Origin of the sequence: Devosia neptuniae, from assembly GCF_025452235.1 — a bacterium.
Taxonomy (GTDB): Bacteria; Pseudomonadota; Alphaproteobacteria; order Rhizobiales; family Devosiaceae; genus Devosia.
Genome location: NZ_CP104965.1, coordinates 952,543 through 966,471, shown reverse-complemented (window position 1 = coordinate 966,471; position 13,929 = coordinate 952,543). Strand labels below are relative to the sequence as shown.

The 13,929-nt window shown below is 62.5% G+C and carries 13 protein-coding genes and 1 pseudogene; 8 read left to right on the top strand and 6 right to left on the bottom strand.

Annotated features, from left to right (window positions below):
* Positions 1–5 precede the first annotated feature (5 nt).
* Both N8A98_RS07355 and N8A98_RS07350 read right to left on the bottom strand, forming a co-directional pair.
* On the bottom strand, positions 6–356 hold the full coding sequence (locus N8A98_RS07355) for a hypothetical protein (RefSeq protein WP_262170327.1): 351 nt from the start codon (positions 354–356) through the stop codon (positions 6–8).
* Positions 357–398: 42 nt separating this feature from the next.
* The gene (locus N8A98_RS07350; protein WP_262170326.1) at positions 399–833 is read right to left on the bottom strand and encodes a hypothetical protein; all 435 of its coding nucleotides are present in this window, start codon (positions 831–833) and stop codon (positions 399–401) included.
* Positions 834–1,041: 208 nt separating this feature from the next.
* Between N8A98_RS07350 and N8A98_RS07345 the strand changes: the two genes are divergently transcribed.
* From N8A98_RS07345 to N8A98_RS07335, 3 genes are all read left to right on the top strand, one after another.
* Entirely contained in the window at positions 1,042–1,701 is a 660-nt protein-coding gene (locus tag N8A98_RS07345) for a DUF6766 family protein (protein ID WP_262171905.1), read from the top strand.
* Between the two features lie 111 nt (positions 1,702–1,812).
* Positions 1,813–2,631, top strand: coding sequence for an aminoglycoside phosphotransferase family protein (locus N8A98_RS07340; RefSeq protein WP_262170324.1), 819 nt, complete (start codon positions 1,813–1,815; stop codon positions 2,629–2,631).
* 146 nt (positions 2,632–2,777) lie between these two features.
* Positions 2,778–3,638 carry an SDR family oxidoreductase gene (locus N8A98_RS07335; protein ID WP_262170323.1) on the top strand — a complete coding sequence of 287 codons (861 nt, stop codon included), beginning with the start codon at positions 2,778–2,780 and terminating at the stop codon, positions 3,636–3,638.
* 54 nt (positions 3,639–3,692) lie between these two features.
* Here N8A98_RS07335 and N8A98_RS07330 read toward each other — a convergent pair whose 3' ends face one another.
* Positions 3,693–5,021: an MFS transporter gene (locus N8A98_RS07330; protein ID WP_262170321.1), complete on the bottom strand. Its 1,329-nt coding sequence runs from the start codon at positions 5,019–5,021 to the stop codon at positions 3,693–3,695.
* A 205-nt stretch (positions 5,022–5,226) separates the two neighbouring features.
* Between N8A98_RS07330 and cyoA the strand changes: the two are divergent.
* The 5 genes and pseudogenes from cyoA to N8A98_RS07305 all read left to right on the top strand — a co-directional run.
* A pseudogene (cyoA, locus tag N8A98_RS07325) lies at positions 5,227–6,330 on the top strand (ubiquinol oxidase subunit II); the annotation flags it as partial.
* 91 nt (positions 6,331–6,421) lie between these two features.
* Positions 6,422–8,419, top strand: coding sequence for a cytochrome o ubiquinol oxidase subunit I (cyoB, locus tag N8A98_RS07320; protein ID WP_262170320.1), 1,998 nt, complete (start codon positions 6,422–6,424; stop codon positions 8,417–8,419).
* Between the two features lies 1 nt (position 8,420).
* Positions 8,421–9,050 (top strand): cytochrome o ubiquinol oxidase subunit III, encoded by a 630-nt coding sequence (gene cyoC / locus N8A98_RS07315; protein ID WP_113122153.1) that lies wholly within the window; start codon positions 8,421–8,423, stop codon positions 9,048–9,050.
* Positions 9,047–9,454 carry a cytochrome o ubiquinol oxidase subunit IV gene (gene cyoD / locus N8A98_RS07310; RefSeq protein WP_113122152.1) on the top strand — a complete coding sequence of 136 codons (408 nt, stop codon included), beginning with the start codon at positions 9,047–9,049 and terminating at the stop codon, positions 9,452–9,454. The genes cyoC and cyoD overlap by 4 nt, the downstream gene beginning before the upstream one ends.
* 2 nt (positions 9,455–9,456) lie before the next feature.
* A complete protein-coding gene (locus N8A98_RS07305; protein WP_262170317.1) occupies positions 9,457–10,182 on the top strand; it encodes an SURF1 family protein in 726 nt (241 codons plus the stop codon).
* Between the two features lie 210 nt (positions 10,183–10,392).
* Here N8A98_RS07305 and N8A98_RS07300 read toward each other — a convergent pair whose 3' ends face one another.
* The 3 genes from N8A98_RS07300 to N8A98_RS07290 form a co-directional block, all read right to left on the bottom strand.
* Positions 10,393–11,229, bottom strand: a complete 837-nt coding sequence (locus N8A98_RS07300) for a LysR family transcriptional regulator (protein ID WP_262170316.1) — start codon at positions 11,227–11,229, stop codon at positions 10,393–10,395.
* A gap of 208 nt (positions 11,230–11,437) precedes the next feature.
* Complete coding sequence (locus tag N8A98_RS07295) at positions 11,438–12,868, bottom strand: aminobutyraldehyde dehydrogenase (protein ID WP_262170314.1); 1,431 nt, start codon at positions 12,866–12,868, stop codon at positions 11,438–11,440.
* A 14-nt stretch (positions 12,869–12,882) separates the two neighbouring features.
* Positions 12,883–13,926, bottom strand: coding sequence for an ABC transporter ATP-binding protein (locus N8A98_RS07290; protein WP_262170313.1), 1,044 nt, complete (start codon positions 13,924–13,926; stop codon positions 12,883–12,885).
* Positions 13,927–13,929 lie beyond the last annotated feature (3 nt).

Below are 13,929 nucleotides of genomic sequence, written 5' to 3'. Positions count from 1 at the left end.
TCCGCTCACCGTTTGCGCTGCCGCAGTTCCCGTGCCAGCACCAGAATGAGTTCGAGGATCACCCCGCCCGAGGCGCTGAGCCATTTGCCGATCAGCTCGATGCCGCGCACATCGCGGAGCGGCACCAGGAATTGCAGCACTTCAAAGCCGATCGCGGCCGCCACCGCCACAGCAATGCCGAACCAGACCTGGCCGGGAAACGCTGCGGCGCAGACAAAGCCCAACAGGAAATAGGAGGCCAGCACGAAAAATGGCGACGGGCCGGCCCAGGGGTCCAGCGCGTCCCAGGCCAGCGTCACGATCAGGATCGCCGCAACGATCCTGAGGGAGTAAACCGTTCCCGAATGCCCGCCCATCTGGCCTCCTCAGCCGCGGTCTGCCGCTGGCGCCCGCCGCGTTTACCCGCGGTTCAGCTTGAGCTTACCGGCTTCATAGGCCGTCCGGCAATCGGTCGCGTCATGCATGATATCGTCCTGGATCAGCTCGGTCGCCGTCATGCCCGAGCCGATGAACCGCAGGTCGTCGCATTCCCCGTCATTGGCATATTCGCCCTTGTCGTCGCCGAAATCGATACTGCCATCCTCGGCTACGCCGCGGATCGTCAACTGGCCGGCCTTGAAAGCGGCTTCGCAATCACTGGCATCATGCAGCACGTCGTCGCTGAGCAAGTCCGTGGCGGTCATGCCCGGCCCGTCGAAGCGCGGGTCATCGCATTCCCCGTCATTGCTGTAATCGCCCTTGTCGTCGCCAAACGAATAGGCCGGCGCGCCATGAGCTGGCCCCGCCGCCAGAACCATGAGCGCGGCGATGCCCCAGATAGCCAGTCTCGTCATATCAAGCTCCTCAAAAACCAAAAGGATGCGGCAGGCTGCAGCGTCCCTGGCACGACCCATGTGCCTGCCGCAAAGGAGCCACAATTCGTGTCGGGATTATGTCGCTTGCCTCCCGCCAGCCGATAACCCACAGCCGGTTCACCACCGGCGGAACCGCGCCACCTGGGCGGGCGTTGATCAGCTACTTAGCTGTCAAGGAGAGGAGATGATGCGTTTTATTCGCGATAACGGGCTCTCGCTGGCCCTGCTCGCCATATTCGTGCTCAGCACGGGCGGCATGTTGATCGCCGGCTGGTTCGACCACAATGCCGAACTGACCCGCCATGATGCCCCCGATATCGGGCTTTTATCCTATTTCGCCAGCCCCGCCTTCCTCTCGCCGCTGTTTGAAAATTGGGAGAGCGAATTCCTGCAGATGTCGGCCTATGTGCTGATGACCATCATGCTGTTCCAGCGCGGCTCCTCGGAATCCAAGGACCCCGACAAGTCCAATCCCGAAGATGCCGATCCGGCCAAAAAGCGCAAGGACCCCAAAGCCCCCTGGCCGGTGCGCGCCGGCGGGGTGTGGAGCGCATTCTATTCCCAATCGCTTGGCCTGGCGCTGCTGGCGCTGTTCATCCTCTCCTTCCTGCTGCACTGGCTGCAAAGCACTGCCGCCGCCAATGAGGAAGCCCTGCTGCATGGCGAGGCCGCCCAGACCGCCTGGCAATATCTGGCCGATCCGCAATTGTGGTTCGAATCCTTCCAGAACTGGCAGTCCGAATTCCTCTCCACCGCCGTGCTGGTCCTGCTCTCGGTCTGGCTGCGCCAACGCGGCTCCCCCGAATCCAAGCCCGTCGCCGAACCCCACGCCAAGACGGGGCATTAGCGGCGGGCGGCTGGCCCGGCGCGTGGGCTGCCGCGCCAATTAGCTTTCCCCGAGTGCCTGCCCGCGGATAGAGTCCGCGCGCACGATCGTTGGAATTCGGGATATCTCGTCATGGTGTCGGAAGAGGTCTTCCAACCTTGGCTGTCACGCTGGGGTTTGGTGCCAGAAGGTGAAGCCATCCGCACGCACAGCAGCCTCTTGCTGCCGGTGCAAAGGGAAGGCGTGCCAGCGATGTTGAAGATCGCCACGGCCGAGGAAGAGCTCAACGGCGCGCACCTCATGGCCTGGTATGCCGGCAACGGTGCTGCTCGCGTATTCGCCCATGAAGATTCCGGCCTGCTGCTTGAGCGTCTCAGTGGGCACAGAAGCCTCATCGAGATGGAACGCTCAGGCCGGGGCGATGAGGCGACGGGGATCATCTGCGCAGTCGTGGCGAAGCTGCACGCCGCGAGGAACCACATGCCGCCGGAAACGCTGTATCCGATGGCGATCTGGTTTCGTCAGCTTGAGCCTGCGGCGACGCGATTGGGAGGCGTTTTAACAAAGTCCGCAGCGGCGGCACGTGAACTTCTGGCTATGCCCCAGTACGTCGTGCCACTACATGGCGACATCCATCATGGCAATATTCTCGACGGGGATGAGCGTGGCTGGCTCGCGATCGACCCGAAAGGGCTGCTCGGCGAACGGGCCTTCGACTACGCCAACCTGTTCTGCCATCCCGAAGCCAAGATCGCCACAGAAGCTGGTCGGCTGGAGCAGCGGATCGACATCGTCGCAAGGGACGCGAACCTTGACCCGAAGCGTGTGTTGAAGTGGATCCTGGCCTATGCAGGCCTGAAGTCTGTCTGGACCATGGAACGAGAAGGCGGCGGGCAGGAGGCGCGCGAGCTCACAATCGCCCAAATGGCGGCAGCCGCGCTGGGGCTTTAGCGAATGTCACGGCCGCTCAATTCATCGGCCGTTGGGCCCGCACTAACCTGCGTTACCTCCCTGCCGCCCCCGCTTGCACCCGCAACGGCCCGTGAACCTATCCACAAAAACGGCGTTGGTTTTGCTCCCCCACATGGAGAATGATCATGTCCGAAAACTTCCCCACGCCGCCCTTTCCCAACCAGCCCCAGCCCATTCCCGGCTATAGCGACGCCATGGATCCGGTGCCCGATTATGGCGAGGATAGCTACGAGGGTAGCGGCAAGCTGAAGGACAAGAAGGCCATCATCACCGGCGGGGATTCCGGCATCGGCCGGGCCGTGGCGCTGGCCTATGCCCGCGAAGGCGCCGATGTGCTGATTTCCTATCTCAGCGAAGACGAGGACGCCGCCGAAACCAAGCGCCTCGTGGAAGCGGCCGGCCGCAAGTGCCTGCTGCTGGGCGGCGATATTTCCAGGGCCCAGCATTGCCGCGATATCGTCAGCAAGGCGGTCGACGTCTTCGGGCGCATCGATATCCTGGTCAACAATGCCGCCCACCAGAACAGCTTTGACTCCATCGAGGAAATTCCCGACGAGGAATGGGAGCTGACCCTGGCGACCAACCTGTCCGCCATGTTCTACCTGACCAAGGCAGCGGTGCCGCATATGGCGCCGGGCAGCGCCATCATCAATACGGCCTCGGTCAATGCCGACACGCCCAGTCCGCAATTGCTGGCCTATGCCACCACCAAAGGCGCCATCCAGAATTTCGGCGGCGGGCTGGCGCAATTGCTGGCCAGCAAGGGCATCCGGGTCAATACCGTGGCGCCCGGCCCGGTCTGGACCCCGCTTATCCCCTCCACCCTGCCGCCCGAAAAGGTCAGCCAGTTCGGCAAGCAGGTCCCCATGGGCCGCCCCGCCCAGCCCAGGGAGCTGGCCCCCGCCTATGTCATGCTGGCTTGTGATGACGCCAGCTATATCAGCGGCGCCACCATCGCCGTCACCGGCGGCAAGCCGGTGATCTGAGCCCACCCACGAGCGCGACACCCTCCCCGCCGGGGAGGGTGCAGATTGAAGGCCCTAATTCTGCCCCGCCAATTGCCGGTTCAGCCCCAGCGCGATCAGCGTGCAGATCGCCCCCGACAGCAGATACGCGCCCGAGGAAATCAGCCCGAACTGGCTCGACAGCGCCAGCGCCACGAAGGGCGCAAAGCCGGCGCCGAACAGCCAGGCCAGGTCCGAGGTCAGCGCCGAGCTGGTATAGCGATAGAGCTTGGTGAAATTGGCCGCCACGACCCCCGAGGATTGCCCGAAAGACAGGCCGAGCAGGATAAAGCCCACCACCATATAGATGATCTCGCCCATGTCCCCCGCGCCCAGCAGCAGCGGCGCGAAGACGCTGTAGATGGCAATGCCCACCGCCGAAGCCCCCAGCAGCCAGCGCCGTCCGACCCGGTCGGCCAAAGCCCCCGACAGCACCACGGCCGCCAGCCCCACCACGGCCGATGTCGCCTCGATGACGAGGAACCGCGCCGGCAATTCATCGGTATAGAGGAACACCCAGGATAGCGGGAACACCGTGACCATGTGGAACAGCGCAAAGCTCGCCAGCGGCGCAAAGGCCCCGATCACGATATTGCGGCCCTCGCTGCGCACCGTATCGCGAATGCGGGTCGGCTCCAGCTCGCCGCTTTCGAACAGGCCCGTATATTCGGGCGTCACCACGATGCGCAGGCGCGCGAACAAGGCCACCACATTGATGGCGAAGGCCACGAAGAACGGATAGCGCCAGCCCCAGGCCAGAAAGTCCTCGGCCGAAATCGAGCTGACGAGGAACGCAAACAGCGCCGAGGCGACGATCAACCCGATCGGCGCGCCCAATTGCGGCACCATGGCATACCAGCCGCGCCGATTGGGCGGCGCATTGAGCGCCAGCAGCGAGGCCAGCCCATCCCAGGTGCCGGCCAGCGCAATACCCTGGCCAAAGCGGAACAGCATCAGGATAGCCACCGAAAAGGCCCCCACCTGGCTGTCGCTGGGCAGGAAGGCCACGGCCACGGTCGAGATACCGAGCAGGAACAGCGCAATGGTCAGCTTCACCCCGCGGCCATAATTGCGGTCCACCGCCGAAAAGATCACCGTGCCGATCGGGCGGGCGACAAAGGCCAAAGCGAACACCGCAAAGGACAGCAGCGTGCCGGTCAGCGGATCGACATAGGGAAACACCACGGCGGGAAACACCAGCACCGAAGCAATGGCATAGACGAAGAAATCGAAGAATTCGGAGGTGCGACCGATGATCACACCGATGGCGATTTCCCCCGCATGAACCGGCCGGTGATGGGCATTGGTGACGCGGGCATCGTGCTCGGCGCTCGTTTCCGGGATGGTTGAGGACGAAGCGGCCATCTGGTTCACTGCCTTGATTTGATTGGGGTTTTGTCGAATCTTCGGCCGTTTCGAGCAGGGCTCTTTGCGGCGCAATGCAATACGGTTAAGCTCTCCCTTGCCCTATTCTACTCCGGAACGGGAGTGGACAAAATGCCCGATGGCGTTTGTCGCTGGACAGGCATAGGGCGACGAAGATTGCGAAACCTCATCGAGGAACGCCCAAGTGTCTCGTCTGATCAAACTTGCCCTCCTGTTTCCCCTCGCCGCCATGCTCGCGGGCTGCAATGCAGTGGTCCTCGCCCCCGCCGGCGATATCGCCGCCCAGCAGCGCGACCTGATCCTGATCGCCACCTTCCTGATGCTGCTGATCATCATTCCGGTGCTGGCGCTGGTGGTGATCTTTGCCCGCAAATACCGGCACGGCAATGAGCATGCCGATTACCAGCCCGATTGGGATCACTCGACCCATCTCGAACTGGTGATCTGGGCCGCCCCGCTCGCCATCATCATTTGCCTGGGCGCCGTCACCTGGGTGGGCACCCATTTGCTCGATCCCTATCGCCAATTGGGCCGCATCGCCCCCGGCCAGCCGGTCACCGCCGACATGACCCCGCTCGAGGTGGAAGTCGTGGCGCTCGATTGGAAATGGCTGTTCATCTACCCGCAATACAACATCGCCAGCGTCAACGAACTGGTCGCCCCGGTCGATCGCCCGATCAGCTTCACGCTGACCTCCTCCTCGGTGATGAACTCCTTCTACATCCCCGCTTTGGCCGGCCAGATCTACGCCATGCCCGGCATGCAGACGCGGCTTCATGCCGTGGTCAACCAGCCCGGCAGCTACAAGGGCTTTTCCGCCAATTACAGCGGGCACGGCTTTTCCGGCATGCATTTCGAATTCCGCGGCGTCGATACTGCCGGGTTCGACCAATGGGTCACCAATGTGCGCGGCGCCGATGCCCAGCTCGATCGCAAGCTCTATCTCGAACTCGAAAAGCCCACCGAAAAAGTTCCCGTCACCCATTTTGCCGGCGTCGAGAACGGGCTCTATACCGCCATCGTCAATATGTGCGTCGAGCTCGACAAGATGTGCATGAGCGAGATAATGTCGATCGACGACCGCGGTGGACTGGGCCTTGCCGGTGTCGACAATATCGCCCCCGCCCTCTATGGCGGCGGCACGCGCAACCGCTCGGCGCTCGGTCCGCAAAAGACTTATGTCGCCGCGCTCTGCTCGGTCGATGAAGCCATCGCCATGACGGCCAAGCTGCCCGCGCTCTCCGCGCCCAAGCCGGCCATGGTCACAGGCGTCGGCCTGTCTCCCCCTCCTTGCTGCAATCGCCGGCCGCAGCGGCCGCCATGTCCTGGCTGGCTGGCCAGACCGCATCTCTTGCAACCACCAGTGCGGCGAGCACACTATGAACAACGAATTCTGGACCTTCATTTTCGGCCGCCTGACCTGGGAAGTGCTGCCGCTGCACGAGCCCATCCTGGTCGTCACCTTCATCGTGGTGGCTTTGGGCGGTCTGGCCCTGGTCGCCGCGCTGACCTATTTCAAGCTCTGGGGGTACCTCTGGACCGAATGGTTCACCAGCGTCGACCACAAGAAGATCGGTATCATGTATATGGTGCTGGGTCTGGTCATGCTGCTGCGCGGCTTTTCCGACGCCATCATGATGCGCCTGCAACAGGCCATGGCCTTTGGTGGCTCCGAAGGGTATCTCAACGCCCACCATTACGATCAGGTCTTCACCGCCCATGGCGTGATCATGATCTTCTTCGTGGCCATGCCGCTGATCACCGGCTTCATGAACTATATCGTGCCGCTGCAGATCGGCGCGCGCGACGTCAGCTTCCCCTTCCTCAACAATTTCAGCTTCTGGATGACCGCCGGCGGCGCCGTGCTGATCATGATGAGCCTGTTCGTTGGGGAATTCGCCCAGACCGGCTGGCTCGCCTATCCTCCGCTGTCCGGCATCGAATATAGTCCGGCCTCAGGGGTGGATTATTACATCTGGGGCCTGCAGGTGGCGGGCGTCGGCACCACGCTCTCCGGCGTCAATCTCATCGCCACCATCGTCAAGATGCGTGCCCCCGGCATGGGCATGATGAAAATGCCCGTCTTCACCTGGACCTCGCTCTGCACCAATGTGCTGATCGTCGCTTCCTTCCCGGTGCTGACGGCGGTGCTGACCCTCTTGGCGCTCGATCGCTATGTCGGCACCAATTTCTTCACCAACGACTTCGGCGGCAATCCGATGATGTATGTGAACCTCATCTGGATCTGGGGTCACCCCGAGGTTTACATCCTCATCCTGCCCTGCTTCGGTATCTTCTCGGAAGTCGCCTCGACCTTCTCGGGCAAGCGCCTGTTTGGCTACACTTCCATGGTCTATGCCACCGTGGTCATCACCATCCTGTCTTACCTGGTCTGGCTGCACCACTTCTTCACCATGGGGTCGGGGGCGAGCGTCAATTCCTTCTTCGGCATCACCACCATGATCATCTCCATCCCCACCGGGGCGAAGATCTTCAATTGGCTCTTCACCATGTACAAGGGCCGCATCCGCTTCGAGCTGCCCATGATGTGGCTCATTGCCTTCATGATCACCTTCACCATTGGCGGCATGACCGGCGTCTTGCTGGCGGTTCCCCCCGCCGATTTCGTGCTGCACAATTCGCTCTTCCTCGTCGCCCACTTCCATAATGTGATCATTGGCGGCGTGCTGTTCGGCATCTTTGCCGGCATCAATTACTGGTGGCCAAAAGCCTTCGGCTACAAGCTCAACCAGTTCTGGGGCAAACTCAGCTTCTGGTTCTGGGTAGTGGGGTTCTGGCTGGCTTTCGCGCCGCTCTATGTGCTGGGCCTGATGGGCGTCACCCGGCGCCTGCGCACGTTCGATGATCCCTCGCTGCAGATCTGGTTCATCATTGCCGGCATCGGGGCCGCTGTCATTGCCCTGGGCATCGGCGCCATGATCATTCAGTTCGCCGTTTCCATCCTCGGCAAGAACAAGGATTGGGACACCTCGGGCGATCCCTGGAATGGCCGTACGCTCGAATGGGCGACCTCTTCGCCGCCCCCGGCCTACAATTTCGCCTTCACCCCGGTGATCCACGACAATGACGCCTGGGCCGATATGAAAAAGCGCAATGCACAGCGCCCGGTGGAAGGCTTCCGCGCCATCCACATGCCGCGCAATACCTGGGCCGGCATCGTGCTGGCGGGCCTCAGCGTGGCGCTGGGCTTCGCGCTGATCTGGTATATGTGGTGGCTGGCCGTGCTGAGCTTTGTCGGCATCCTGGCCGTCGCGATCTTCCACACCTTCAATTATGACCGCGATTTCTACATCCCGGTCGAAGATGTCGTCGCCACCGAGACCGCCCGCACACAATTGCTGGGGGCAGGGAAGTAACATGAGCACCAATGTCGATACCGCTCAGGACGAAGCGGTCGCCTTCTACGATCTCGAGCCGCATGAGCATCCCCCTCATGCCTCGACCATGCTGGGCTTCTGGCTCTATCTGATGAGCGACTGCCTGATCTTTGCTACCCTCTTTGCCATCTATGGCGTGCTGGGCGGCAATTTCGCGGCGGGTCCGTCCCCGGCCGATCTGTTCAACCTGCCATTGGTTGCCGTCAGCACCACCGCGCTCCTGCTCTCCTCCATCACCTATGGCTTTGCCATGCTGGAAATGGAGCAGAACAAGCGCGGCACCACCCAGCTCTGGCTGGCCATTACCGGCCTCCTGGGCGCCGTGTTCCTGGCGCTCACGCTCTACGAATTCTACCACATGATCCACGAGGGCGCCGTGCCGCAGCGCAGCGCCTTCCTGTCCTCCTTCTTCGTGCTGGTGGGCACCCATGCCCTGCACGTCACCTTCGGTATCATCTGGCTGGTGACGCTGATGGTGCAGATCGGCCAGCGCGGGCTGGTCCCGGCCAATCAGGTCCGGGTGCAGTGCCTCTCCATGTTCTGGCACTTCCTCGACGTCATCTGGATCGGCGTCTTCACTGTCGTCTATCTCATGGGGATGCTGCGATGAGCACGAACGATCACGTCACCCCGGCCCAGGCCGCCCACGCCCATCCCAATCCGAGCGTCACCGGCGATGGCCACAGCCATGGCACCCGCAAGACCTATCTCACCGGCTTTGCCCTCTCGGTTATCCTCACCGCCATTCCGTTCTGGCTGGTCATGGGCAATGTCATCGCTGACTCCATGATCACCACCCTGGTCATCATGGCCTTCGGCGTGGCGCAGATCCTGGTGCACATGATCTATTTCCTGCACATGAACACCCGCTCGGAAGGCGGCTGGACCATGATGGCGGCAATCTTCACCATCATCGTCGTGGTCATCGCCCTCTCGGGCTCGCTCTGGGTCATGTACCACCTCAACACCAATATGATGCCCGGCCACACCATGGACCCGGTCAACCTGATGTAGCCATGACCGACCAGGCAGAGCGCCGCCCCCGCTCACCCCGGGCGCTCACGATCATCGGCACCATCGCCCTGCTGGGCGCCCTCGGCTTCGCCGCCCTGGGCGTCTGGCAGCTCGAGCGGCTGGCCTGGAAAACCGCCCTGATCGCCGCCGTCGACGAAAGGGTCCACGCCGACCCCATCGACGCCGGGGACCCGGCCTTCTGGAGCAGCTTTAATCCCGACGCCGACGAATACCGCCACGCCAGCGTCACCGGCCATTTCGACAACACAAGAGAAACCCTGGTCCAGGCCGTCACCGCCTATGGCGGCGGCTTCTGGGTCCTGACCCCATTGGTCACCCAAAACGGCACCGTCCTGGTCAACCGCGGCTTCGTCCCGCCCGACCGCCGCGACCCCGCCACCCGTGACGCTCCCCAAGGCGATGTAACCATCACCGGTCTCCTGCGCGTCAGCGAACCCGGTGGCGCTTTCCTGCGCAACAACGACCCGGCATCCGACCGCTGGTTCTCCCGCGACGTCACAGCCATCGCCACCGCAAAAAATCTATCCCCAATCGCCCCCTTCTTCCTCGACGCCGAACGCGACAGCGACGCCTATCCCATCGGCGGCCTCACCGTGCTCACCTTCTCCAACAATCACCTGATCTACGCCCTGACCTGGTTCGCCCTCTCAGCCATGCTGATCGCCGCGTTTGGCTATGTGCTATGGGACCGGCGGGGCAGGGCTTAGGGCTCAAATCCCTGCCTGCATAAGACAGCTACTAAGAGCATCAACAATCACCGCGTCTCCCTCGGGCTTGCGCCGAGGGCCATTACCAACACGGCACAAGCAACGAACGGTCCCCAAGGGCCAAACATCAATCCACCCAGGCCATGCTCGGATCCACCGTCGCACAAAACAGTGCCGCACTCAGCCTTGCCTGTTCCACCACCCGCCGGATCAGATCGGTCTCGGTCGTCGCCTGATAGGTGCCGATAATCGGCATGGGGGGAAGCGCTTGGTCACCCGAATGGGATGCAACAGCCCCATCTTCAGCTCCCGCTTGATCGTCACCGTGGGAATGGCACCCACGCCGAACCCGTCGATCAAGAGGTTGATGATCGAATAGAGCGAATTGGAACTGGTCAATTTGCCCGCCAGCACCTGCTCGTCCTGGAAATAGGGCGCGATCATCCGATAGGGCGGGGTGTCCTTGGGAAAGGTGATAATCGGCATGTCAGCCAGATCGTCCACGCTATAGGTCCGGTCCGGATCGATGATCTTGGGCGAGCCGGCCCAGGTCATCTGCAGCACGCAGGACGTAAAGCTGCGGAAATTGTCGCCGATAGCCGGATCGACGGCAAAGATCACATCGAACTCGCCCTTGTTCATCCCCTCGACGAGGCTCTTGGTGCCCTCCACCGTCAGCTCGATCTTGAGCGTGGGGAAAGCATCATGCAGCTCTTCCACAAACGGCGTCATCCAGGTCGATGACACCGAGTCGATAGCCCCGATCCGCACCACCTTGGCGGCGTGGGTGTTCTCGTCGGCCAGCTCATGCTTGAGATTGTCATAGGAGGCCAGGATCGTCCGGAATGTCTCCAGCACCCGCTCGCCGCCCGGTGTCAGCGAGAAATCGCGGCCGGTACGATGCATCAGCTTGCAGCCGAATTCCTGCTCCATCGCGGCCAGGCGGATGGAAATGGCGGGTTGGGTCGTATGCAATTCCTGGGCAGCACGGCCAAAATGGCGGTGCCGCGCCAAGGCGACAAAGGTCGTCATGTCGAGGATGCGCATAGCGCTTCCTCTATCAGACTTGGCCATATCTCGGGTGCTTTTTCTTAGGAGCGGAAATTGCAGGTGCTTGAGCGAGGATGCGATCTCTCCTCCCCGTCACCACCCGGCCCGTCCGGGTGATCCATGGGATGCCGCCGCATCGCTGGATTGCCCGGACGAGCCGGGCAATGACGATGGGGGAGGAAGCGGCGGCCATCCGGAGGTTGCCCTACGACGCCACCATAATGTGCCGCACCTGCGTATAATCGATCAGCGACTGCATGGAGAGGTCCGAGCCATAGCCCGAATTTTTCATCCCGCCATGCGGCATCTCGGTGGCAAACACGCCATGGGTATTGACCCAGGTCACGCCATATTCCAGCCGATTGGTCAGGTTCATCGCTAGCGTGCTGTCCCGCGACCAGACCGACGAGGCCAGCCCGTATTCGGACGCATTGGCCCAGCCCAAAGCCGTCTCGGGATTGTCGAAAGCGGTAATGGTCAGCACCGGACCAAACACTTCCTTCTGCACGATCTCGGTCGTGATGGGCGCCGCAACCAGCGTCGGCTCATAATAATAGCCCGCGCCCTCAGGCGTCTTGCCCCCAGCCACGATATCGCCGCCAGCCTGCCGCGCCCGGTCAACAAACCCGGCCACCCGCTCGCGCTGGGCGGCCGTGATCAGCGGACCAAACTCGACATCGTCACGCTCGGGCGCGCCATAGACCAGGCTCCCGATCATGGCCGAAAGCTTGTCGGTCACCTCCTGGGCAATGCTCTGGTCCACGAAAATCCGGCAAGCGGCCGTGCAATCCTGCCCGGCATTGTAGAAACTGGCTTCGCGCAGCGTCTCGACCAGGTTGTCCACATCGGCATCGGCACAAACGATCACCGGCGCCTTGCCGCCCAATTCCAGATGCGTCCGCTTGATGCTGTCGCCCGCCGCCGCCTTGAGCACAGCGCGGCCCGTGCGCACATCGCCCGTCAGCGAAATCATCCGCACCAGGGGATGGGTGATCAGCGTCTGCCCCACATTGGGGCCATCGCCGGTCACCACATTGACCACCCCCTCGGGCAGGAATTCCGCCAGGATCGAGGCCAGGAACAACAGGCTCAGCGGCGTATTCTCCGATGGCTTGATGACGACCGTATTGCCCGCCGCCACAGCCGGCGCGATCTTCCAGGCCGCCATCAGCAACGGATAGTTCCACGGCGCAATCGAAGCGATCACGCCCAGCGGATCGCGCCGCAGGATCGACGTATGGCGGCTCGACCGAAAACCATTGGCCGGTGTGCCCGGCACATTGCGCGCCGCCGTGCCGAAATAGCGGAACACATCGGCCACATTGGCCAATTCCCCCGCCTTCACATAGCGCCAGGGCTTGCCGGCATTGACCGATTCCACGTCGGCCAAGGCGTCAGCCCGCGCCTCAATGGCGTCGGCAATGCGCAACAGCGCCCGGCTGCGCTCCTTGGGCGTAGCCTTGCCCCATTTGGCAAAAGCCGCATGGGCGGTGGTGACAGCCAGATCAACCTGGCCCGTATCGGCCGAGGCGACCTCGGCGAGCAGCTTGCCCGTCGCCGGCTCGTGGCTCGGCAAAGCCGGCCCATTGCCGGCCATATAGGCGCCATTGATGAAGAGGCGGGTTTCATAAGTCATGTCGGGAATTCCGGTTAGTCGCGGATGATGCGGATGCGTGCGGGATCGATGGCGAGGCTCACCTCCTGCCCATCGGTAAAATCAAGATCATTGGCGGTCAGCGCCCGCAGCGGATGACCGGCCAGGCTCATCACATAGCGATTGCGCGCCCCCAGAAACACGCGCGTACGCACCTTGGCCTTGGGGCCATTGCCCTCGGCCGACAGGCTCAAATCCTCCTGCCGCAAAGCGACCGTCGCAGTCCCCCGCGCCGTCTCACTTTTGGCCAAAGCCAGTTCCTGCCCATCGCCAAAACGCGCCACCGGGCCATCCGGCCCTTCCACGATCTCGGCGGGCAAAAGATTCGCCGACCCAATGAAATTCGACGCAAACCCCGTCGCCGGTTGGCTATAAATCTGCGCCGGCGTGCCTTCCTGCTCGATCCGCCCGGCATTGAGCAGCACGATCCGATCGGACAGGCTCAGCGCCTCCTCCTGGTCATGCGTCACGAAAATCGTGGTCAGCCCCAGCCGCTGGTGAATTTCGATCAGTTCCACCTGCATATCCTCGCGCAGGCGGGCATCGAGATTGCTCAGCGGCTCATCCAGCAACAAAACCTTGGGCTTGGAAACGATGGCCCGCGCCAGCGCCACGCGCTGCTGCTGCCCGCCCGAGAGTTGCCGCGGCTTGCGCTCGGCCAGATGCCCCAACTGCACGGTTTCGAGCGCCGCCTTGACCTGTTCGGCCTGCTCCTCGCGATTGCCAATGCCCCGCATGCGCAGCGGAAAGCGCACATTCTCCGCCACGCTCAAATGCGGCAGCAGCGCATAGGATTGGAACATCATGGCAATGTCCCGCTTTTCCGGCGGCAGCCCCGTCACATCGCGGCCATCGATTTCCACCGCGCCCGCGGTGACGCTTTCCAGCCCCGCCACGATGCGCAGCAGGGTGGTCTTGCCGCACCCCGAAGCCCCGAGCAGGCTGATGAACTCGCCCGAGGCGATATCGAGCGAGATGGAATGCAACACCGCGGTCTTGGCGAAGGATTTCTGAATCGAGGTCAGGCGCACATTGGCCATGGG